The following is a 21,336-nucleotide window of genomic DNA, read 5'->3' as shown; positions in this document are numbered from 1 at the left end:
AACCATACGCCTTTTTGTTTTTCGGCCGCCAGGCGCCTTTCTTGTCCCATCCTTCCTGATAAACGTTCATCGTCTCGTTCTTCTCGGCAATAAGCGATTTTTAAAATTCTTGATAACGTTTAATTGCGATAGTGATTGCCGCCGTCGGTTCCACCGGAAAAACGGGAGCGTTAATCCCCTGATTCCGCGTCCGCGTGCTGACGCACCGTGCTACGTTATGCGAATTCGGAGAATCACCATGAACATCAATCAGGCCACCCGTCCTTTGAAATCCCGCCCGTCGCCCGCGCCGCCCGCGGCGACCGCCCCGCCTGGACAGACGCCTTTCGGCGCCCGGTTTCAGCGGGGACTTTCGGCCATTGGCAACACGGTCTTCAAGCCTTTTGCCTATATTAAAACCCGGGTCGTCGCGGTAAATGCCGGCTTGCATCGGCTGTTAGCCGGGTTGCGCAAGGCCAAACCAACCCGATCCAACGCGGCGCGGCGGGTAAACAAAGATCCCAACGCCGTGTTGAAAGAGATGCTGACCAACCCTGCGGACCGGGCCATCCAGCCTAAATATCTATTGAGTTCCTTGACCAATGATGGTTATGCGGACGTTAACGGCAAAGCCATCGTCGCGTATCTGAAACAAAACCCCACCAGCCCGTTATTTTCGTCGGACAATATTCGCATCGTTGGGGATAAGATCGTGTTTATCACCCCGTTGCCGATCCCGGGAGTCGCGCAGGCCGTGACCGAACTGGCCATCGATACCCGGGATAGCAAAAACGGCGAGTTCCGCGGGGTGTTTGCCCTGAATGTGCTGGGCGATGCGTCATTGTCCTTCAGCCACCTGGCGGATTTGTGCGAGCAAATGAGCAATAATCCCGATCGCAACTTTGCGCAAATGCGCCTGGCTTATCTGGTCGCCGGGCAAATGGACGATCCTTCCGCGCGGGTATTGCTGGATATGGGCTACGATGGCGCCATCCGCCAACTGGTCGCATTTAATGAAACCACCCGGAGCTACGAGCCGAAGTTTAACTATGCCGCGCTATTCCAACCAACCACCTGGCCGCGCGGGAAGCCCGACGAAACGGCCGCACGCACGTCACTGCCCGCGTCGGTAACCACCGGGGCAAAACTTTCCGTACGGGCCCTGCGCGCCCGGTTTGAACGGCAGGGCGGGGTCATGGGGGCGGCGCCCGACCGGCGCCGTGGCTGATCGCGGGCCAGGCCAGGGCAGCGCGGGAAAAGATGCTTGCCCAGGGTGGGGAGTTATGGAATACTCTCCTCCCTCGAACGGGCCTGGCGCAGTATTATCAACTGCCGCGGGCGTAGGGCTGCATTATTAGCTGCTATGCTGTATAGCATGGCCCTGGCGAACGAGTTTTTTACCGCTCGGCCAGTGACGCAGATCAAACGGTTTATCCGTTAAAATAACGTGTTAATTGTTTTACCTCCGCCACGCTCTGGTGCCAAGCATAATGATAACTTGCTTTTTTGCGGTTATTGGCGTAATATTCGCAACGTTTTCAGACGCGGGGTGGAGCAGCCTGGTAGCTCGTCGGGCTCATAACCCGAAGGTCGTCGGTTCAAATCCGGCCCCCGCAACCACTTTCCCTTAGAGTTCTTTTTCAAATATACTGCTAGTACGCGTTATAATGTATTTATCGCAGCGGCGTTTGAAAAAAGATTCTGTGGAATGTTGTAAAGCCGCTTGGTGGCTTACAGGGTCCCAGTCACAAAAAGCCCCGAATTTTCGGGGTTTTTTGTTATTAAACTACAGAAATACTGGGCTTTTTAGCCCTTTTTTTATGTCTTGGGGGTGGGCTTGGCCACATTAGAACAAAAATTGACTGAGATGATTGCCGCGCCGGTGGAAGCCTTGGGCTACGAACTGGTGGGTATTGAATTCATCCGGGGTCGCCAGTCAACGCTACGCATCTATATTGACAGTGAGGATGGCATCACCGTCGATGATTGCGCTGATGTCAGCCACCAGGTCAGCGCGGTGATGGATGTCGAAGACCCTATTACCGTGGCTTACAGCCTTGAGGTCTCTTCGCCGGGTCTCGATCGCCCGTTATTTTCCGCCGCGCAATATACGCAGTTTATCGGTGAAGAAGTCAGCGTGGTTTTGCGCATAGCGACGCAAAATCGTCGAAAATGGCAAGGAATCATTAAAACGGTTGACGGCGAAATGATCACGGTGACGGTGGAAGGAAAAGATGAAGTGTTCGCTTTGAGCAACATCCAGAAAGCGAACCTGGTACCCCACTTTTAACGTTTTAATGAGGCAACTAGGATGAATAAAGAAATTCTGGCTGTTGTTGAAGCAGTTTCCAATGAAAAAGCGGTTCCTCGTGAGAAAATTTTCGAAGCGCTGGAAACTGCCCTGGCTACGGCAACAAAGAAAAAATACGAGCAAGAAATCGAGGTTCGTGTCAATATCGATCGTAAAACCGGCGATTTCGAGACCTTCCGCCGCTGGGTGATCGTCAACGAAGTGACGCAGCCAACCCGAGAAATCACGTTTGATGCGGCGCAGTTCGAAGATCCCAGCTCCGTATTGGGCGGGTATATCGAAGACGAAATCGAATCGGTGGTGTTTGACCGCATTACGACCCAAACCGCTAAGCAGGTTATCGTTCAGAAAGTTCGCGAAGCAGAACGCGCCATGGTAGTGGACCAATTCCGCCAGCATGAAGGCGAGATCGTCACCGGCGTGGTGAAAAAAGTTAACCGCGATAATATCAGCCTTGATTTGGGTAGCAATGCCGAGGCGGTCATCGGCCGTGAAGACATGCTGCCGCGCGAAAACTTCCGTCCCGGCGACCGTATCCGCGGCGTTCTCTATTCAGTCCGCCCGGAAGCTCGCGGCGCACAGCTGTTTGTCAGCCGTTCCCGCCCTGAGATGCTGATCGAATTATTCCGTATTGAAGTGCCGGAAATCGGCGAAGAAGTCATTGAGATTAAAGCCGCTGCCCGCGATCCGGGTTCACGGGCCAAGATTGCCGTGAAGACCAACGACAAGCGCATCGACCCGGTCGGTGCCTGCGTCGGGATGCGCGGCGCGCGTGTCCAGGCGGTATCCAGCGAACTGGGCGGCGAACGTATCGATATCATCCTTTGGGATGACAATCCGGCCCAGTTCGTGATTAATGCCATGGCGCCGGCCGACGTTGCGTCCATCGTGGTCGACGAAGACAAGCACACCATGGATATCGCGGTCGAATCCGGTAACCTGGCGCAGGCCATCGGGCGCAACGGCCAGAACGTCCGTCTGGCTTCACAGCTTAGCGGCTGGGAGCTGAACGTGATGACCGTTGAGGATCTGCAAGAAAAACATCAGGCCGAAGCACACGCCGCCATCGATATCTTCACCAAACATCTGGACATTGATGAAGAGTTCGCCACGGTGCTGGTTGAAGAAGGCTTCTCCTCATTGGAAGAACTCGCGTATGTCCCAATGAAAGAGTTGCTGCAAATCGAAGGGCTTGATGAAGAAATGGTAGAAGCGTTGCGTGAACGGGCTAAAAATGCCCTGACCACGCTCGCCCTGGCGCAGGAAGAGAATCGCGGCGGGGGCAAGCCGGCTGAAGACCTGTTAAGTCTGCCGGAGCTTGAGCACGACATGGCGTTCAAGCTGGCGGCGCGCGGTGTTTGTACGCTGGAAGATCTTGCCGAACAGGGTGTCGACGACCTGTCAGATATTGAAGGGCTGAGTAGCGAAAAAGCCGGTGAGTTAATCATGGCCGCTCGCAATATCTGTTGGTTTGGCGACAACGCGTAATAAACTGTAGCAGGAAAGGAACAGCATGACAGATGTAACCGTAAAATCGCTCGCCGCAGAAATTCAGACCCCGGTCGATCGCCTGGTACAGCAGTTTGCTGATGCTGGTATCGACAAGACCGAGGCCGATTCTGTGACCCAGCATGAGAAACAAACGTTATTGGCGCACCTCAACCGTGAACGGGGCAGCGCGCCGAATAAACTGACATTACAGCGTAAAACCCGTAGTACCTTGAATATTCCGAGCACCGGCGGTAAAAGTAAATCGGTGCAAATAGAAGTCCGCAAGAAACGTACGTATGTGCAACGCGATTCTCAGACTGCCGAGCAGGCTGAAGCGGAAGAGCTGGCGAAACGTGAAGCGGAAGAACTGGCACTTCGTGAAGCTGAAGAGCGTGCTGCGCATGAAGCCGCTGAAAAAGCCCAACGCGAAGCCGAAGAAAAAGCAAAACGTGCGGCCGACGATAAAGCCAAACGTGAGGCCGCTGAACAAGCGAAGCGCGTGGCAGCGGAAAGTGAAAAATTGACCAACCAGCAGACCAATCATATGACCAAGTCACCACAGGCGGCTGAAAAAGCTCGCCGTGAAGCCGAGGCCGCTGAGCTTAGACGTAAAGCGGAAGAGGAAACGCGTCGCAAGGTTGAAGAAAGCGCTCGCCTCGCCGTCGAAGAAGCCAAGCGGATGGCGGAAGAGAATGGCGGTACTTGGGTTGCCACGCCGGAGCCGACCGAAGAGGATGCCAGTGATTACCACGTCACGACGTCTCACCATGCCCGCGAAGCGGAAGATGAAAACGACCGTAAGGTCGAGGGCGAGCGTCGCGCCCGCACTCGTGGCGGCAAGGCCACCAAGAAAAAAACCAGCCGGTTGTCCGAATCCAAGGCTGACCGCGAAGAAGCGCGCGCCGTGGGCCGCGGCGGCAAAGGCAAACGCAAGCCCAGCACCTTGCAGCAGAGCTTCAACAAGCCCGCTCAAATCGTTAACCGCGATGTGGTGATTGGCGAAACCGTGACCGTGGCCGAACTGGCCAACAAAATGGCGGTCAAGGGTTCCCAGGTCATCAAGGCTATGATGAAACTTGGCGCCATGGCCACCATCAATCAGGTCATCGATCAGGAAACGGCGCAGCTGGTAGCGGAAGAAATGGGTCATAAAGTGATCCTGCGCCGCGAAAACGAGCTCGAAGAGCTGGTGATGAGCGACCGTGACGTTGATGCGGCGGCCGAGCCGCGCGCTCCGGTCGTGACCATCATGGGCCACGTCGACCACGGTAAAACCTCGCTGCTCGATTATATCCGCTCCACGAAAGTGGCGGCCGGCGAAGCCGGTGGTATCACCCAGCATATCGGTGCTTACCATGTGGAAACCGAAAACGGCATGATCACTTTCCTGGATACTCCCGGACATGCGGCGTTTACCGCCATGCGTGCCCGAGGCGCCCAGGCGACGGATATCGTGGTGCTGGTCGTGGCAGCCGATGACGGCGTGATGCCGCAGACCATCGAAGCCATTCAGCATGCCAAGGCCGCGAAAGTGCCGGTCGTGGTGGCGGTGAATAAAATCGACAAACCGGAAGCCGATCCGGATCGCGTTAAAAATGAATTGACCCAGTACGGCGTCATCCCTGAAGAATGGGGCGGCGAAAGCCAGTTCGTCAATGTGTCGGCCAAATCAGGCGTGGGCATCGATGAACTGCTGGACGCGATACTGCTGCAGGCCGAAGTGCTGGAACTCAAAGCCATCCGTAACGGCATGGCGAGCGGCGCGGTGATCGAATCGTTCCTGGATAAAGGCCGCGGTCCCGTGGCTACCGTCCTGGTGCGTGAAGGTACGCTTAATAAAGGCGATATCGTGCTGTGCGGCTTCGAATACGGCCGTGTGCGCGCCATGCGCGACGAACTGGGCCGTGAAGTCTCTTCCGCCGGTCCGTCTATTCCTGTGGAAATTCTCGGCCTGTCCGGCGTACCCGCCGCGGGTGATGAAGCGACCGTCGTGCGCGACGAGAAAAAAGCCCGGGAAGTGGCGTTGTATCGTCAGGGCAAGTTCCGCGAAGTCAAACTGGCGCGTCAGCAGAAGTCCAAGCTGGAGAATATGTTCGCCAATATGACCGAAGGCGAAGTCTCCGAATTGAACATCGTGCTGAAAGCCGACGTCCAGGGCTCCACGGAAGCGATTTGCGATGCGCTGGAAGGGTTGTCCACCCCTGAAGTCAAGGTCAAGATCGTCGGCTCCGGCGTCGGTGGTATCACCGAAACCGATGCGACCCTGGCCGCGGCGTCAAGCGCCATCATCCTCGGCTTTAACGTCCGCGCCGATGCATCCGCCCGCCGGGTGGTTGAGTCGGAAAGCCTGGATCTGCGTTACTACTCGGTAATCTATGACCTGATTGACGAAGTCAAACAGGCCATGAGCGGCATGCTGGCTCCGGAATATCGTCAGGAAATCATCGGCCTGGCCGAGGTGCGTGATGTGTTCCGTTCGCCGAAGTTTGGCGCCATCGCCGGTTGTATGGTGACGGAAGGTATGGTGAAACGTCACAACCGCATCCGCGTACTGCGCGACAACGTTGTAATCTATGAAGGCGAGCTGGAATCCCTGCGCCGCTTTAAAGATGACGTCAACGAAGTGCGCAACGGCATGGAATGTGGTGTCGGCGTCAAGAACTACAACGACGTCCGTCCGGGCGATGTGATTGAATGTTTCGAAACCATCGAGATTCAACGCACCATCGCTTAACCGGCACCAGCCATACCGCATATCTGAAAGGGGGCATTATGCCCCCTGTTTTGTCTGGAGAAATCATAATGGCAAAAGAATACAGCCGCACCCAGCGCGTCTCCCAGGAGATGCAAAAAGAAATTGCCATCATCCTGCAACGCGAAATCAAAGATCCCCGCGTAGGCATGGCTACCGTATCCGCGGTGGAAGTCTCGCGCGATCTGGCTTATGCCAAAGTTTTTGTTACCTTCCTCAATGATAACGAACCGCAGCAAATCAAAATCGGCATTACCGCTTTGCAGGACGCGTCCGGTTTTATCCGCAGCCTGCTGGGCAAAGCGATGCGTTTGCGCGTGGTGCCTGAACTGACCTTCGCCTACGATAACTCGCTGGTAGAAGGCATGCGCATGTCCAACCTGGTCAGCCAGGTGGTGCAGCATGACCGCGCGCGCCGCAGCGAATCCGAACCCGACGAGGGCGAAGAGGGCAAGGAAGACTGATGGGCCGTCCAAGTCGCCGCGGCCGTGATATCGACGGTATCGTATTATTGGATAAGCCGCTGGGCCTTTCATCCAACGATCTGCTGCAAAAAGTCAAACGGCTGTTCCATGCCAACAAGGCCGGGCATACCGGCGCGCTGGACCCGCTGGCCACCGGCATGCTGCCCATTTGCCTGGGTGAAGCCACCAAGTTTTCCCAGCATCTGCTGGATGCGGATAAACGCTACCGGGTGGTTGCCCGCCTGGGCCAGCGCACCGACACCTCGGACGCCGAGGGGGCGATTATCAGCGAACGTCCGGTCAATATCGGGCAGGCGCAGCTGGACCAGGCCCTGGACGGCTTTCGCGGGGAAACGCAGCAGGTTCCTTCCATGTATTCGGCGCTGAAACACCAGGGCAAACCGCTGTATGAATATGCGCGGCAGGGGATCGATGTCCCGCGGCCCTCGCGCCTGATAAATGTCTATTCGCTGGATCTGATCCAATGGGATTTGCACAGCGTAGAGCTGGAAATTCACTGCTCCAAAGGCACCTATATCCGCACCATCGTTGACGACCTGGGCGAAATCCTCGGCTGCGGCGCCCATGTCGGCGCGCTGCGCCGCCTGGCGGTGGCCGATTATCCGGCCGCGCGCATGGTGACGCTGGAGCAGTTGCAGGTCCTGACCGCCGCCGAACCCACGGCGCCGGATACCCTGGCCGCGCTGGACCGCCTGCTGCTGCCCATGGACAGCGCGGTGGGCAATCTGCCGGAAGTGAACCTGCCGGCGGCCGTTGCGGGTTTTGTCCGTCTGGGCCAATCGGTGGCGGTAAGCGACGCGCCGCCGCAGGGCCTGGTGCGGCTTACCGAGGGCGGGGAGCGGCGCTTTTTCGGCGTCGGCGAAATGACGGAAATCGGCCGCGTCGCCCCGCGTCGCCTGGTGGCTGAACCGCGCGTCTGATTCAGCTTGTACCTTGCGATCGACGTGCGCTAAGAGTAGAATAGCGCGGCTTATGAATGGGGTTGCTGAATTAGAGATCGGCGCCTGTGTATTTCACAATAAATCTGGAGTGTTATAATGTCTCTAAGTGTTGAAGCGAAAGCAAAAATCGTTACTGATTTCGGCCGTGATGCCAACGATAGCGGTTCCACCGAAGTGCAGGTTGCTCTTTTAACCGCTCAAATCAGCCATTTGCAAGGCCATTTTGCGGAACATAAGAAAGACCATCATAGCCGTCGTGGTCTGCTGCGCATGGTTTCACAGCGTCGTAAGCTGCTTGACTACCTGAAAGGTAAAGATGTCGCACGTTACACCGGCCTGATCGAGCGCCTGGGCCTGCGTCGTTAAGCCAGACAGTTTCGGTAGAAAGGGGCCTTATGTGGCCCCTTTCTTCTAGGGAGCAATAGCCATTCAAGATAATGGGTTGTTGCTTAAGTGGATTCTTCAATTGCTGAGATTCGCGCGGCTAATGAGAGGCTTTATCCGGGGGATAAGGATTGTCATTAGTCGCGAGGATGCGATGAGAAGATGGGTTAGTCATCGGTGAGTTTGTCAGATTAAGCTCACCTTGAAAAAGGATATCATTTTGCTAAATCCGATCGTGCGTAAGTTTCAATACGGCCAACATACGGTAACGCTGGAAACCGGTATGATGGCTCGCCAGGCGACCGCTGCCGTTATGGTAAGCATGGACGACACCGCGGTATTCGTAACCGTGGTCGGCGCCAAGCAGGCCAAGCCGGGCCAAAGCTTCTTCCCGTTGACGGTTAACTACCAGGAACGTACTTACGCCGCCGGGCGTTTCCCTGGTGGGTTCTTCCGTCGCGAAGGACGTCCCAGCGAAGGCGAAACCCTGATTTCCCGTCTGATCGACCGTCCTATCCGTCCTCTGTTCCCCGATGGCTTCCTGAATGAAATCCAGGTTATCGCCACCGTGGTTTCGGTAAATCCGCAGGTCAGCCCGGATATCGTGGCGATGATCGGGGCTTCCGCCGCCCTGAGCCTGTCCGGCATCCCGTTCAGCGGCCCGATTGGCGCGGCCCGCGTCGGTTATATCAATAACCGGTACGTGCTGAACCCGACCATGGCCGAACTGGCTGAAAGCCGTTTGGACCTGGTGGTCGCCGGTACCGCCAACGCCGTGCTGATGGTGGAATCCGAAGCGCAGCTGTTAAGCGAAGATGAAATGCTGGGCGCGGTGGTATTCGGCCACGATCAACAGCAAATCGTTATCGACAATATCAATGCCCTGGTTGCAGAAGCCGGCAAACCGAAATGGGAATGGCACGCCCCTGAAGTCAACGCCGCGCTGCAAACCCGCGTGGCCGAACTGGCGGAAGGTCGTCTGGGTGATGCTTACCATATCACCGAGAAGCTGGAACGCTACGCCCAGGTCAATAGCATCAAATCCGACGTCGTTGCCGCGCTGCTGGCGCAGGACGAGACGCTGGACGAAGGCGATATCAAAGAACTGCTGGCCAGCCTTGAGAAGACCGTGGTTCGCAGCCGCGTACTGCGCGGCGAACCGCGTATCGACGGCCGCGAAAAAGACATGATCCGCGGCCTGGACATCCGTACCGGCGTGCTGCCGCGTACCCATGGTTCCGCGCTGTTCACCCGCGGCGAAACCCAGGCGCTGGTTACCGCCACCCTCGGCACCGAGCGCGACGCGCAAAATATTGATGAATTGACCGGTGAGCGTACCGACCGTTTCCTGCTACACTATAACTTCCCTCCTTATTGCGTTGGTGAAACCGGCATGGTCGGCTCACCCAAGCGTCGTGAAATCGGCCATGGCCGTTTGGCGAAACGCGGTGTGCTGGCGGTAATGCCAAAAGCCAATGAGTTCCCGTACACCGTGCGTGTGGTATCGGAAATCACTGAATCCAATGGTTCTTCATCCATGGCCTCCGTGTGCGGCGCCTCCTTGGCGCTGATGGATGCCGGGGTGCCGATCAAGGCCGCCGTCGCCGGTATCGCCATGGGTCTGGTAAAAGAAGGTGATAACTTTGTCGTGTTGTCCGATATTCTGGGTGATGAAGATCATCTGGGCGACATGGACTTTAAAGTGGCCGGTAGCCGTGAAGGCGTCACCGCGCTGCAAATGGATATTAAAATCGAAGGCATCACCCGCGAAATCATGCAGGTAGCGTTAAATCAGGCCAAGGGCGCGCGTTTGCATATCCTGGGTGTGATGGAACAGGCTATCAGCAGCCCGCGCGGCGATATCTCCCAGTTCGCGCCGCGTATCCATACCATCAAGATCAATCCCGACAAGATCAAGGACGTGATTGGTAAAGGCGGCTCGGTTATCCGTGCGTTGACCGAAGAAACCGGCACCACTATCGAAATCGAAGATGACGGTACGGTGAAGGTTGCGGCGACCGACGGCGAAAAAGCGCGCCATGCCATTCGTCGTATCGAAGAGATTACCGCTGAAATTGAAGTGGGCCGGATCTATAATGGTAAAGTGACCCGCATCGTTGATTTTGGCGCATTCGTGGCCATCGGCGGCGGCAAGGAAGGTTTGGTGCATATCTCGCAGATCGCCGACAAGCGTGTGGAGAAAGTATCCGACTACCTGCAAATGGGTCAGGAAGTACCGGTTAAAGTGCTGGAAGTCGATCGTCAGGGACGTGTGCGCCTGAGTATCAAGGAAGCTACCGCTCCTGGTCAGGATGCAGTGGTTCCGGAAGTAGAATAATCAGCATAATAATAGAATTAGAGTAGAATAAATAACTGTTAGCGCATTTTACAGCCCCTTACCGGGTAAGGGGCTGTTCGTATCACAAGGGCGGGACGCCTTGTGTTAAGCCGATGGGGGACAGGACGTTCATCCAATGTTTTTCTTCGGGAGTGGGAAATGAGGCCTTACTTGCGCTGGTGGTTCGTTGCGATGGCGTTTATGCTGGCAGGATGCAGCAACATTGATTGGCGTAAAGATGACGTTTTAGCTGTTCCATTGCAGCCGACGTTACAACAGGAAGTCATCCTGGCGCGCATGGAACAAATCCTGGCGAGCCGGGCACTAACCGATGATGAGCGAGCACAGCTATTATATGAGCGCGGAGTGCTGTATGATAGCCTAGGGTTAAGAGCGTTAGCGCGTAATGATTTTTCACAAGCGCTGGCTATCCGCCCTGATATGCCTGAGGTATTTAACTATCTCGGCATTTACTTAACGCAGGCAGGCAATTTTGATGCTGCCTATGAAGCGTTTGATTCTGTACTAGAGCTTGATCCAACTTACAACTACGCGTATTTAAACCGTGGCATTGCCTTGTATTATGGAGGCCGCTACCGTTTGGCGCAGGATGATCTGCAGGCGTTTTATCGCGACGACCCAAATGATCCTTTCCGTTCGTTATGGCTTTACCTGGTTGAGAAGCAAATCGATACCAACAAAGCCAAAGATGCGCTGGTTCAGCGTTATCAAAAAGCGAACAGAGGCCAATGGGGATGGAATATTGTCGAGTTCTACCTGGGGGACATCAGTGAAACTACGCTGATGGAGCGCCTTAAGGCGGACGCAACGGATAACACTTCGCTCGCCGAGCATCTCAGTGAAACTGACTTCTATTTAGGTAAGCATTACCTAAGTCTGGGGGACAAGAACTCCGCTTCGGCGCTGTTCAAACTGACGGTCGCTAACAACGTACATAACTTTGTTGAGCACCGCTATGCATTGTTGGAATTGGCGCTCTTAGGCCAAGGGCAAGACGACCTATCAGAATCGGACCAGCAATAGCTGACGAACTAAACAACTCAGCCCGTTACTCTTTTTTATCACCTGCAAGGGTGAGGGCTTGTTTGTTCGTTTTAAATCCAATTTGAGCCGGTTCACACTTTTGATGAAAATGAATGAAAGTTTTCACGACGAGGTATGTAGACTGGCCGCCATTATGATATGAGGCACGTGTACATGTCTGAAGTTGAAACCTCTTTTGCTGATTTGGGACTTTCCGCTCCCATCCTGAATGCCCTGACCGATCTGGGCTATGAAAAACCATCACCTATCCAGTTAGAATGTATTCCGCAACTGCTGGCGGGCCGTGACGTACTGGGTATGGCGCAAACCGGGAGCGGCAAGACCGCTGCGTTTGCTCTTCCTTTATTACATAATATCGATGCGGAGCTGGCCGCGCCCCAGGTGCTGGTTCTGGCGCCGACCCGCGAGTTGGCCGTACAGGTGGCGGAAGCCATTTCCGATTTTGCCAAGCATATGAAAGGCATCAACGTGGTGGCGCTTTACGGCGGCCAGCGTTATGACGTCCAGCTGCGCGCCCTGCGCCAGGGACCCCAGGTTGTCGTTGGCACCCCGGGCCGTTTGCTTGACCATTTGAAACGCGGCACCCTCGACCTGTCCAAATTAAGCGGATTGGTGCTGGATGAAGCCGATGAAATGCTGCGCATGGGCTTTATCGAAGACGTTGAAACCATCATGGCGCAGATCCCGGCCAAGCACCAAACCGCGCTGTTCTCGGCTACCATGCCGGAAGCTATTCGCCGGATTACGCGTCGTTTCATGAACGACCCGCAGGAAGTACGGATTCAGTCCAGCGTTACCACGCGTCCCGACATCAGCCAGAGCTACTGGACCGTGCAGGGCATGCGCAAGAACGAAGCGCTGGTCCGGTTCCTGGAAGCGGAAGACTTCGACGCCGCCATCATCTTCGTGCGCACCAAAAATGCCACGCTGGAAGTGGCCGAAGCGCTGGAGCACAGCGGCTACAACAGCGCCGCCCTGAACGGCGACATGAACCAGGCGCTGCGCGAGCAAACCCTGGATCGCCTGAAAGACGGCCGCCTGGATATTCTGATCGCCACCGATGTCGCCGCCCGCGGCCTGGATGTTGATCGCATCAGCCTGGTAGTGAATTACGATATCCCGATGGATTCCGAATCCTACGTGCACCGTATCGGCCGTACCGGCCGTGCTGGCCGCGCCGGTCGCGCGCTGCTGTTTGTGGAAAACCGCGAACGCCGCCTGCTGCGTAATATCGAACGCATCATGAAGCTGGCCATTCCGGAAGTGGAAATCCCGACCGGTGAAGTGCTGAGCCAACGCCGCCTGGCGAAATTTGCCGCCAAGGTGCAGGCTCAATTGGAAAGCAGCGATCTGGACATGTATCGTGCGCTGCTGGCCAAGCTGCAACCGCTGGAAGAGATGGATATGGAAACGCTGGCCGCGGCTTTGCTGAAAATGGCCCAGGGCGAACGTCCGCTGATCCTGCCGCCCGATCCGGTGATCAACCGTCGTCCGCGCAGCGAATTCCGCGATCGCGACGATCGTCGCAGCGAAGGTTCCGACCGTAGCGGCGCAGATCGCGGCGGCGAACGTCCGGCTCGTCGCGAACGTCGTGACGTCGGCGAAATGGATCTGTATCGCATCGAAGTGGGTCGTGATGATGGGGTTGAAGTGCGTCATATCGTCGGCGCTATTGCCAACGAAGGCGACATCAGCAGCCGCTATATCGGCAATATCAAGCTGTTCGCATCGCATTCCACCATCGAGCTGCCTAAAGGTATGCCGGGCGATATGCTGTCGCATTTTACCCGTACGCGTATCCTGAACAAGCCGATGAACATGCAGTTCGTGGGTGAAGCAGTGGCCGCGCCGCGCGGTGAACGCCGTGGCGGCGGTGCTGGCGCCGGCGCTCCCCGCGGTGCGTTTGGCGGCGAACGCCGCGAAGGCGGCAATGGTGCTCCGGGCCGTCGCAGCTTCAGCGATCGCCGTGAAGGCGGCGCCCCTGCCGAGCGCCGTTTCAGCGGCAGCCGTGACGGTCAACGCGGGCCGCGTCGCGAAGGCGATGCCGCCGCCGCGCCGACCACTCGTCGCCGTGATGCCTAAGCGTTAACGCGCTAATAAAAAACCCGCCAATCGGCGGGTTTTTTTATGGGTGCCGATCGGGTCAGAACGTGAGTTCGTCGCGTACGCCGATGGCCAGCTCAAATGAGCGCAGCCGGGCTTGATGATCGAAAATCTGCCCGTTGATCATCAGCTCATCCGTACCGGTCTGCTCGATCACCGCCTGCAGACCCGCGCGAACCTGATCCCGGTCGCCCACCACCGACATGCGCAGCGCCTGCTCGACGCCGTACTGCTCGCCGGCCGACCATAGCGCTTCGATATCTTCCACCGGCGCCGGCAGCGGGCCGGGACGCCCGCGGCGCAGATTAATAAACTGCTGCTGCATCGACGTAAACAGGAACCGCGCATCCCGTTCGCTATCGGCGGCCACCACGTTAATACAGACCATGGCGTAGGGGTGTTCCAAATACGCGGACGGCTTAAATTGCTGGCGGTAAATATCCAATGCCTGCCAAAGCATATCCGGCGCAAAATGCGAGGCGAACGAGAACGGCAGGCCCAGCGCCGCCGCCAGCTGGGCGCTGTACAGGCTGGAGCCTAACAGCCATATCGGCACATGTAGCCCCTGGCCCGGCACCGCCTGTACCGGCTGGCCCGGCTGTACGTCATCGAAATAAGCCAGCAGTTCCTGTACGTCCCGGGGGAAATTATCCACTTCGCCGCCGAGGTGGCGGCGCAGGGCGATCATCGTGCGTTGATCGGTACCCGGCGCCCGCCCCAGGCCGAGATCGATACGTCCGGGATAGAGGGTTTCCAGGGTGCCGAACTGCTCGGCAATCACCAGCGGCGCGTGATTGGGCAACATGACGCCGCCGGACCCCAGGCGCAGGGTCTGGGTGCCGCCGGCAATATAACCGAGTAATACCGACGTGGCGGCGCTGGCGATGCCGGTCATATTATGGTGCTCCGCCAGCCAGTAACGATGGTAGCCCCAGGTTTCCGCATGGCGCGCTAAATCCAGCGAGGACTCGAAGGCGCGGCGCGGCGTCGCGCCCTGGGGGACCGGGGATAGATCGAGGACCGAGAAAGGAATAGGGCCTGGTTTTGACATAATGGGTATGCTCGCAGTCAGTCGTTACCGATACTTATTGTCGGCTAATGATAACTATGAGTATTAACCAAAAGGGTGATTTCTGATACTGCTTATGTTTTTAGGGGTATCGCTTAAGGGGAGACCTTAGGAACAAACAACCCGCCGAACCGGCGGGCTAGCAAACTGGCTTCTGCGTGACGGCGCGGCCTGGGCGGTTAATCCACCAGTTCCAGGCCGGGGATGCGGCGCCAATAGCCATTACAGTCCATCTGGCGGGTAAGAGGCAGTGGCTGCTCTCCGTACTGATTCGCCCGGAACCGATCCAGCATGGCGACGGTATCCGGCCCTTGGGGCGACAGGCGCACCACATCCACCAGCCCCTGCATGGAGGTTTGCTCGTTGATCAAATTATAGCAATAGCCGCTTTGGGTCTGGATGCCGTTGAGCACGAAGACCTTTTGCTGCTCCTGCGACAGCACCTCCCGTCCCTGTGGATACTGGCTACAGCAGGTTTCGCATTCATCTTTCGGCCGGTTTTCCGACCGGGCGGTGAAACATCGGGCGGAATAGGCCAGCGGTAAATGGCCATAGCTGAATAACTCAACCTCGAATTGCCCGCGAAAACCCAGCTCTGCGCACTGGTCGAGAGTATTGCCCAGCCATTCACGGGACAGTTCCACCGGCATGCACCAGCGCACCATGCCCTGGCGGTGCAGGATACGCAGGGTATAAGCGTTATAGCAATTCAACGCCGGGCCGGCGACAAACGGCAGCCGATATTCCGCCGCCAGTTGCACGATGCCGATATCATTGGCTTCCAGCAAAAAGTCGCCGTTATCCAGATAGCGTTTGAGTTCGGTCAGTTCCGAGGGTGCCTGAATCAGCGCCAGCGTCGATATCACCACCTGCTTGCCCGACTGCGCCACCTGTTTGGCCAGGTCCAGCCAGTCGGCGGTTTTCAAGGCGCGGCGCTTGCTGCAAATGGTCTCGCCCAGATAAACGATATCGGCGCTGCTCGCGCGCGCCAACTGGTAAAACGCCTCGATATCCGGTTTTGACCAGTAATAGAGCACCGGGCCTAATGCATATTTCATAGCGGATCTCCTGTTACTGCCAGCGGCGGTGGTACGCGCCCAGGGTGGTCTGGGTACCCTCGGACACCGCGCCGAGCGCTTCGGTCCAGGCAGGCTGCGGCACAAAGGCCTGGGGGTCGTTCTTACAGCTGTCGATGGCCTGGCGCCAGACTTTGGTTACCTGGCTGACATAGGCGGGGCTGCGTTGCCGGCCCTCGATCTTTACCGACGCAATCTTGGCGGCGTATAGCTCCGGCAGCAGGGATAAAGTATTTAGGCTGGTGGGCTCTTCCAGGGTATGGTAACGCTGTCCGTTCACGTAATAACGGCCCTTGCACAGGGTAGGGTAACCGGCATTTTCATCCGGCTGATACCGGTCGATCAGCACATCGTTCAGGCGTGATTCCATGCCGTCCTCGGTTTGTTGCCAGCGGACGAACCGCGCCGGCGAACAGGCCCCGACGGTGTTGGGCGATTCCCCGGTCAGGTAAGATGAAAGATAACAGCGGCCTTCGGCCATAATGCACAGGCTGCCGAACGCAAACACTTCCAGGGGCACCGGGCTGACCAAGGCCAGCTGTTTGACCTGATGCATCGACAGTACGCGCGGCAGGACCACCCGCGCCACGTCGAAGTTGCGCTGGTAGAATCGGATCGCCGCCTCGTTGGTGGCCGATGCCTGCACCGATACATGGCGCTCGATCTGCGGATAGTGCAGCGCCGCGTATTCCAGCATGGCGGGATCGGCCAGGATCAGCGCGTCGGCGCCGGCCTGGGCCGCCATATCCACGGCCCGCTGCCACCGGGCGTAGCCGTCGGGGTGGGCAAAGGTATTGATGGCGATATGCAATTTGCGCTGATGGCGGTGTACATATTCCTGCGCTTCCTGCAGGCGCTTATCGGTAAAGTTCAGGCCGGCGAAATGGCGGGCGTTGGTGTCGTCCTTCAGGCCGATATAGACCGCGTCGGCGCCATTATCGATCGCCGCTTTGAGGGCCGGCAGGTTACCGGCGGGACATAGCAACTCCATAAAGCTCCAGATAGTTGTCTTGGCCACGGCGCGCGGAGCGTCAGGCTGGGGGAATGAATGAGCAACAGGTCGTTTTAGCAACAAATGGTTAACGGTAATCACCGCAATTCTAAATAAGGTTGGCCGGGATAATTTTGATTTGAGGCAGCTTATGGGGTTATGGCAGCATTAAAAGCCGCAATAAACGCCATTAATTAGCTAATCTTTGTTTGAAAATAATTGATATAGACACCGACCAGTTTTTATCACTGTGGCAAAATAGGCGCAGATTCTTTAAGAGGAGTAGAAACAGTGTTGGATAAACTACGAGCACGGTTGGTGCGCCGGGGGCCGTCGCTGTTGCGCTTGCCAATTAAATTCACCCCGTTTGCGCTACAGCGCCAATTGCTGGAACAAGTGCTGCGCTGGCAGTTCCGCGAAGCACTGGCCGAAGGCGATCTGGCCTTTCTGGCGGGGCGCTGGCTGAAGATCGAGGTCAGCGATTTAGGGTTGCAATGGTATATGACCCTTGAAGCCGATCGGTTAGTCGTCAGCCAGGAGGCGAAGGCCGATGTGAGCTTCACCGGCAACGCCAACGATCTGATCTTGATTGCCGCGCGCAAAGAAGATCCCGATACCCTGTTTTTTCAACGCCGCCTGCGGATCGAAGGCGATACCGAACTTGGCCTGTATGTGAAAAACCTGATGGATTCCATCGACTTGGATACCATGCCCGCCTTGCTGCGCACGGCGCTGCTGCAAATGGCCGGGTTTATCGAGGCGGGTTTAAAAGAGGGCGCGGATGCAAAGGGCATCCGCGTATCCCAGCCTTGTTAATCCGCGTAGAAATTCCGGTAGACGCGCCGGGGATCGATAGCCTGCTGCGCCGCGCATTCGGACGTGATATCGAAGCGGATTTGGTACATCGGCTGCGGGAAGACGGCCTGCTCACGCTCGGTATCGTCGCCACCGACGATGAGGGCGGCGTAATCGGTTATGCCGCCTTTAGCCCGGTCTGGATCGACGGCGAGGATTGTCAATGGGTCGGACTGGCGCCGCTGGCGGTGGACGCGGCCTATCGCCGCCAGGGCATTGCCCAGCAGTTGATCTATGAAGGCCTGGATACGCTCAATGAATTTAGCTATCGCGCGGTGGTGGTCTTAGGCGAACCCGGTTATTACTCGCGTTGCGGATTTACCCCGGCCGCGCGCTCGCGGCTGCATTGCCGCTGGCCGGGCGCCGAAGCCGCTTTCCAACTGTTCACGCTGGCGGAAGACGCCCTGGAAGGCGTCAGCGGCCAGGTGGAATTTGCCGAGCCCTTTAATCAAGCCGCGCTTTGAGGCGCCGCTGGCGGGCGGGGCCCGGCTGTAAACTGGGCCATATGCCTTCCAATGATTGCGCCTGACTGGCGACCAGCAGCTCTTTTTGAGTGCGCGTCAATTGCTTGATGCGGTATTCCCATTGCAACGCATTGCCACGGTCGCCCGCCGGGCAGTGAAACGCCAGCGTCAGCGGTCCTTTACCCCGCAGGGCCTTGGCCCCGCAGCCCCGCTGATGCTGTTCCAGGCGCCGGCTCACATCGGTGGTGACGCCGGTATAAAGCGCGCCGCTGCCGGTGCGTATCAGGTAGAGATACCAGCTAGTGGTCATGGCTAGTTGTCATGGATTGATGCCCTGGTCCGGCGAAAGGGTAAGCGCCAAATAGTTCGGTGGGTATTGTACCCTATTTTGCCCGGGCGGCGGCAAGGGGGACGGATTTGGGTCCACGGTCGCGGGCGGTGTGAAAACGGGCCGGCATTGGCGAAAAATGTCGGTCAGGGCGGCTGGAAAAGATTGGACAATTTATCGACAAGCGCTATATGCTGCTTATAACCATATAAGGACAAAGGACTTATTGTGACGACGGACACTTCCCTCAAAGCCATCACCGCTTATTTAAAAAAGCAGCACGTATTGTCGATGTGCGTCGGCGATGCGGACTCGCTGTGGTGCGCCAACTTTTTTTATGTTTTTAATGAATCGTCGATGGCGTTTTATTTTCTCACCGATCACACCACCCGCCATGGCACTTTGTTGGCTGAACACCAGCACGTGGCCGGTACCGTCAGCGACCAGACCATTACCATCAGTCTGATTAAAGGGGTGCAGTACAGCGGTGAGGTGAGCCTGCTGGCCGGCGATGAAGCCCAGGTGGCGAAACGGCTGTACACTTCCCGGTTTCCGCTGGCCAAACTCTCGGTTTCGCCTATCTGGAGCCTGCGGCTGGACGAGGTCAAACTGACCAACAACAAATTGGGTTTTGGCACCAAGCTAAAATGGCTGCGGGAAGAAGCAAACAGGCCCGCAGATGAGGCGGGCCTGGCGGTGGCTCAGGGAAAATAACGGCTATTTTTTATTCAAAATGCGCAGGGATTCGCGATTAAAAGCGGGCAAGTCATCGGGCGTACGGCTGGTCACCAGCACGTCGTTATCGACCACCACCTCTTTATCAAAGAAATCGGCCCCGGCGTTTTTCAGGTCCACCACCACCGGTTTGACGGTAGTCATTTTTTTACCGCGCACCGCATCGGCGCTGATTAGCAACTGCGGGCCATGACAGATAGCGAAAATCGGCTTGCCGCTTAAGGCAAAGGCCCGGGTAAAATCAACGAAACGATCGTCGCCGCGCAGTGAATCCGGCGAATGGCCGCCGGGCAGCAAGAGGGCGTCGAACTCATCCACGCTAACATCATCGATAGATTTATCGATGGTTACCTTGGCCTCGCCGCGTTTGCCGGTTACGGTATTGCCCGCTTTTTTTTCAATGGTGACAACCTGATGGCCCGCCTGCTGATAGGTTTGCGCCGGCGAGGTGAATTCGGAGTCTTCAAATTCATCGGTGATTAAGACCGCGATTTTCTTGCTCATCATATTCTCCTATTGATGAATAACGAACTGCACTAAGCCTAGTGTGGGATCGCCAAGGTATCAAGGCAGAAAAGGCAGATAAATCCCCCACCGGTTGATTTCACGATCGGGATAAGGCAGGAAAATTAAATGAATAAAACCGCAAATTAAATCAACTTTATATTCATTTATTATTAGGATAATACTGAGGCTTTTTTTAGCAAAATATAACATTAACCTAATGTGGCAAAATAAATAAGCCGCAGGTCATATTGAACCCGCATCCATCGTTATACTATTTTGTCCTAATGGTTAGTATGCCAAGCTGTTCCGGCTATTTGATGGCAATTTCAACCGAGTTTCTTCCGCGGCTTTTGGCCAGATAAAGGGCGCTGTCGGCGGCGGAAAGGGATGCTTCGATATCGCTGTCGGACATAATAGCGATGCCGGCGCTAAGGGTCACCGTGGTGGAAACCTTATCGTTAAACATATGGGGAATTTTCAGGTCCAATACCGCCTGCCTGACATTTTCGGCGCTGGCCAGGGCGTAAATTTCATCGACATCAATGAGCAATACTAAAAACTCTTCCCCGCCGTAGCGCACTACGATATCCCGGGAGCGCACCGCGTCGCGAATAGCCACCGCCACGGCGACCAGCGCATTGTCGCCCATGGTGTGCCCATAATTGTCGTTGTAAGCCTTGAAATGGTCGATATCCAGCAGCAGGATATAATGATTGGTGGAAGCGCCGCCGCCCAGATTGGCCAGCTTATTTTGCAGGCCGCGGCGGTTAAAAAGTCCGGTAAGCGGGTCGATCATACTGAGATCGCTGAACTTTTCCCGCTCCTCGCTTAGCCGGTTGAACAGCTCGGAAGTAAAGGCTTCGCTGCGTTTTTGCATCAGAATATGCAGCGAAAGGCTTATCAGCGGCAGGGCGATAGTGAAGAGCAAGGCCAGTATATGGCTAAACTGATCCAGGGCCAGCACCGTCAGAGCCGGCGGCAGGCTATGCAAACAAAATGCGATGAAATAATCCGCCAGGGAAATGGCGCTAATGAAGAAAACCATCATCAGGCTAAAGAGCAGAAAATTGTTATCATAAGGTTGAAGTTGCGTAAAACGCAAAGCAATATGCCAAGACCACAGTAAACCGATAATAAATGCAAAAATATTCAGTAGATATGGATAGTTGCGCAGTTTGGAATTACTTAATAATAAAGTAATACCACTGAAAATCGCCACCAGCATGGACGGAAGTGTCGGCGAATGGGTATTGTTTATTGCTGTGGTGACATAAAATATTGAGAAAGCTATATTGAGAAACAGGAATAATAGCAACGATAAACGAAGCTTACTCTTGCGGAGTTCGTCATAGTTGGTTGTATTTATCATGTCTTAACTTTTGAGCCCCGGCTGTTCAATATGGTACTAACAGACGACACGAATCCTGAAAAATAAGTTTGTTGGTAATTTAGTATCGTTATT

General features: G+C 56.1%; 20 protein-coding genes and 1 tRNA gene. 15 read left to right on the top strand and 6 right to left on the bottom strand.

Going from position 1 to position 21,336, the window contains the following annotated elements:
* The first annotated feature begins 238 nt into the window (after positions 1-238).
* The 12 genes from ACL2XP_RS22180 to ACL2XP_RS22125 all read left to right on the top strand — a co-directional run bounded on the left by ACL2XP_RS22180 (position 239) and on the right by ACL2XP_RS22125 (position 13,828).
* A complete protein-coding gene (locus ACL2XP_RS22180; RefSeq protein WP_413735398.1) occupies positions 239-1,207 on the top strand; it encodes a hypothetical protein in 969 nt (322 codons plus the stop codon).
* Between the two features lie 315 nt (positions 1,208-1,522).
* Positions 1,523-1,599, top strand: a tRNA-Met gene (locus ACL2XP_RS22175).
* Between the two features lie 217 nt (positions 1,600-1,816).
* Positions 1,817-2,269, top strand: coding sequence for a ribosome maturation factor RimP (gene rimP, locus ACL2XP_RS22170; protein WP_413735396.1), 453 nt, complete (start codon positions 1,817-1,819; stop codon positions 2,267-2,269).
* 21 nt (positions 2,270-2,290) lie between these two features.
* Positions 2,291-3,778 carry a transcription termination factor NusA gene (gene nusA / locus ACL2XP_RS22165; RefSeq protein WP_413735395.1) on the top strand — a complete coding sequence of 496 codons (1,488 nt, stop codon included), beginning with the start codon at positions 2,291-2,293 and terminating at the stop codon, positions 3,776-3,778.
* Positions 3,779-3,803: 25 nt separating this feature from the next.
* Positions 3,804-6,515 carry a translation initiation factor IF-2 gene (gene infB / locus ACL2XP_RS22160; protein ID WP_413735394.1) on the top strand — a complete coding sequence of 904 codons (2,712 nt, stop codon included), beginning with the start codon at positions 3,804-3,806 and terminating at the stop codon, positions 6,513-6,515.
* 68 nt (positions 6,516-6,583) lie between these two features.
* Entirely contained in the window at positions 6,584-6,997 is a 414-nt protein-coding gene (gene rbfA / locus ACL2XP_RS22155; protein WP_413735393.1) for a 30S ribosome-binding factor RbfA, read from the top strand.
* Positions 6,997-7,938 carry a tRNA pseudouridine(55) synthase TruB gene (truB, locus tag ACL2XP_RS22150; RefSeq protein ID WP_413735391.1) on the top strand — a complete coding sequence of 314 codons (942 nt, stop codon included), beginning with the start codon at positions 6,997-6,999 and terminating at the stop codon, positions 7,936-7,938. The genes rbfA and truB overlap by 1 nt, the downstream gene beginning before the upstream one ends.
* A gap of 117 nt (positions 7,939-8,055) precedes the next feature.
* Complete coding sequence (gene rpsO, locus ACL2XP_RS22145) at positions 8,056-8,325, top strand: 30S ribosomal protein S15 (RefSeq protein ID WP_331123068.1); 270 nt, start codon at positions 8,056-8,058, stop codon at positions 8,323-8,325.
* 238 nt (positions 8,326-8,563) lie between these two features.
* Complete coding sequence (pnp, locus tag ACL2XP_RS22140) at positions 8,564-10,681, top strand: polyribonucleotide nucleotidyltransferase (RefSeq protein WP_413735390.1); 2,118 nt, start codon at positions 8,564-8,566, stop codon at positions 10,679-10,681.
* Between the two features lie 159 nt (positions 10,682-10,840).
* Positions 10,841-11,725, top strand: a complete 885-nt coding sequence (gene nlpI / locus ACL2XP_RS22135) for a lipoprotein NlpI (RefSeq protein WP_413735388.1) — start codon at positions 10,841-10,843, stop codon at positions 11,723-11,725.
* A gap of 103 nt (positions 11,726-11,828) precedes the next feature.
* On the top strand, positions 11,829-11,888 hold the full coding sequence (yrbN, locus tag ACL2XP_RS22130; RefSeq protein WP_413739256.1) for a protein YrbN: 60 nt from the start codon (positions 11,829-11,831) through the stop codon (positions 11,886-11,888).
* An 11-nt stretch (positions 11,889-11,899) separates the two neighbouring features.
* Positions 11,900-13,828 carry a DEAD/DEAH family ATP-dependent RNA helicase gene (locus ACL2XP_RS22125; protein WP_413735387.1) on the top strand — a complete coding sequence of 643 codons (1,929 nt, stop codon included), beginning with the start codon at positions 11,900-11,902 and terminating at the stop codon, positions 13,826-13,828.
* A gap of 61 nt (positions 13,829-13,889) precedes the next feature.
* On the opposite strand, the gene ACL2XP_RS22120 is transcribed toward ACL2XP_RS22125, so the two are convergent.
* The 3 genes from ACL2XP_RS22120 to ubiU all read right to left on the bottom strand — a co-directional run bounded on the left by ACL2XP_RS22120 (position 13,890) and on the right by ubiU (position 16,985).
* A complete protein-coding gene (locus ACL2XP_RS22120; RefSeq protein ID WP_413735386.1) occupies positions 13,890-14,900 on the bottom strand; it encodes a luciferase-like monooxygenase in 1,011 nt (336 codons plus the stop codon).
* 197 nt (positions 14,901-15,097) lie between these two features.
* Complete coding sequence (locus tag ACL2XP_RS22115) at positions 15,098-15,976, bottom strand: U32 family peptidase (protein WP_413735385.1); 879 nt, start codon at positions 15,974-15,976, stop codon at positions 15,098-15,100.
* Positions 15,977-15,989: 13 nt separating this feature from the next.
* A complete protein-coding gene (ubiU, locus tag ACL2XP_RS22110) occupies positions 15,990-16,985 on the bottom strand; it encodes a ubiquinone anaerobic biosynthesis protein UbiU (protein ID WP_413735384.1) in 996 nt (331 codons plus the stop codon).
* 291 nt (positions 16,986-17,276) lie between these two features.
* Between ubiU and ubiT the strand changes: the two genes are divergently transcribed.
* The gene (gene ubiT / locus ACL2XP_RS22105; protein ID WP_413735383.1) at positions 17,277-17,801 is read left to right on the top strand and encodes a ubiquinone anaerobic biosynthesis accessory factor UbiT; all 525 of its coding nucleotides are present in this window, start codon (positions 17,277-17,279) and stop codon (positions 17,799-17,801) included.
* Positions 17,795-18,304, top strand: a complete 510-nt coding sequence (locus tag ACL2XP_RS22100) for a GNAT family N-acetyltransferase (RefSeq protein ID WP_413735381.1) — start codon at positions 17,795-17,797, stop codon at positions 18,302-18,304. The genes ubiT and ACL2XP_RS22100 overlap by 7 nt, the downstream gene beginning before the upstream one ends.
* Here ACL2XP_RS22100 and ACL2XP_RS22095 read toward each other — a convergent pair.
* Positions 18,285-18,614, bottom strand: coding sequence for a GIY-YIG nuclease family protein (locus ACL2XP_RS22095; protein ID WP_413735379.1), 330 nt, complete (start codon positions 18,612-18,614; stop codon positions 18,285-18,287). The two genes, ACL2XP_RS22100 and ACL2XP_RS22095, sit on opposite strands and share 20 nt — an antisense overlap.
* A 246-nt stretch (positions 18,615-18,860) precedes the next feature.
* On the opposite strand from ACL2XP_RS22095, the gene ACL2XP_RS22090 reads away from it, so the two are divergent.
* The gene (locus tag ACL2XP_RS22090; RefSeq protein ID WP_413735377.1) at positions 18,861-19,346 is read left to right on the top strand and encodes a YhbP family protein; all 486 of its coding nucleotides are present in this window, start codon (positions 18,861-18,863) and stop codon (positions 19,344-19,346) included.
* 3 nt (positions 19,347-19,349) lie between these two features.
* On the opposite strand, the gene ACL2XP_RS22085 is transcribed toward ACL2XP_RS22090, so the two are convergent.
* The gene (locus ACL2XP_RS22085; RefSeq protein ID WP_413739255.1) at positions 19,350-19,871 is read right to left on the bottom strand and encodes a type 1 glutamine amidotransferase domain-containing protein; all 522 of its coding nucleotides are present in this window, start codon (positions 19,869-19,871) and stop codon (positions 19,350-19,352) included.
* Positions 19,872-20,184: 313 nt separating this feature from the next.
* Entirely contained in the window at positions 20,185-21,243 is a 1,059-nt protein-coding gene (locus tag ACL2XP_RS22080) for a GGDEF domain-containing protein (RefSeq protein ID WP_413735376.1), read from the bottom strand.
* Positions 21,244-21,336: the final 93 nt, after the last annotated feature.

The organism is Sodalis sp. RH21, from assembly GCF_047324175.1.
Classification (GTDB): domain Bacteria; phylum Pseudomonadota; class Gammaproteobacteria; order Enterobacterales; family Enterobacteriaceae; genus Acerihabitans.
The sequence above is the reverse complement of the archived record's forward strand: the minus strand, read 5'-3'. Positions and strand labels throughout refer to the sequence as shown.

What these genes read in the sequence shown, in the direction of transcription:
- ACL2XP_RS22180 (WP_413735398.1), top strand. Translation starts at nt 239, where the DNA reads ATGAACATCAATCAGGCCACCCGTCCTTTGAAATCCCGCCCGTCGCCC.
- nusA (WP_413735395.1), top strand. Translation starts at nt 2,291, where the DNA reads ATGAATAAAGAAATTCTGGCTGTTGTTGAAGCAGTTTCCAATGAAAAA.
- infB (WP_413735394.1), top strand. Translation starts at nt 3,804, where the DNA reads ATGACAGATGTAACCGTAAAATCGCTCGCCGCAGAAATTCAGACCCCG.
- rbfA (WP_413735393.1), top strand. Translation starts at nt 6,584, where the DNA reads ATGGCAAAAGAATACAGCCGCACCCAGCGCGTCTCCCAGGAGATGCAA.
- truB (WP_413735391.1), top strand. Translation starts at nt 6,997, where the DNA reads ATGGGCCGTCCAAGTCGCCGCGGCCGTGATATCGACGGTATCGTATTA.
- rpsO (WP_331123068.1), top strand. Translation starts at nt 8,056, where the DNA reads ATGTCTCTAAGTGTTGAAGCGAAAGCAAAAATCGTTACTGATTTCGGC.
- nlpI (WP_413735388.1), top strand. Translation starts at nt 10,841, where the DNA reads ATGAGGCCTTACTTGCGCTGGTGGTTCGTTGCGATGGCGTTTATGCTG.
- ACL2XP_RS22125 (WP_413735387.1), top strand. Translation starts at nt 11,900, where the DNA reads ATGTCTGAAGTTGAAACCTCTTTTGCTGATTTGGGACTTTCCGCTCCC.
- ACL2XP_RS22120 (WP_413735386.1), bottom strand. Translation starts at nt 14,900, where the DNA reads ATGTCAAAACCAGGCCCTATTCCTTTCTCGGTCCTCGATCTATCCCCG.
- ACL2XP_RS22115 (WP_413735385.1), bottom strand. Translation starts at nt 15,976, where the DNA reads ATGAAATATGCATTAGGCCCGGTGCTCTATTACTGGTCAAAACCGGAT.
- ubiU (WP_413735384.1), bottom strand. Translation starts at nt 16,985, where the DNA reads ATGGAGTTGCTATGTCCCGCCGGTAACCTGCCGGCCCTCAAAGCGGCG.
- ACL2XP_RS22095 (WP_413735379.1), bottom strand. Translation starts at nt 18,614, where the DNA reads ATGACCACTAGCTGGTATCTCTACCTGATACGCACCGGCAGCGGCGCG.
- ACL2XP_RS22085 (WP_413739255.1), bottom strand. Translation starts at nt 19,871, where the DNA reads ATGAGCAAGAAAATCGCGGTCTTAATCACCGATGAATTTGAAGACTCC.
- ACL2XP_RS22080 (WP_413735376.1), bottom strand. Translation starts at nt 21,243, where the DNA reads ATGATAAATACAACCAACTATGACGAACTCCGCAAGAGTAAGCTTCGT.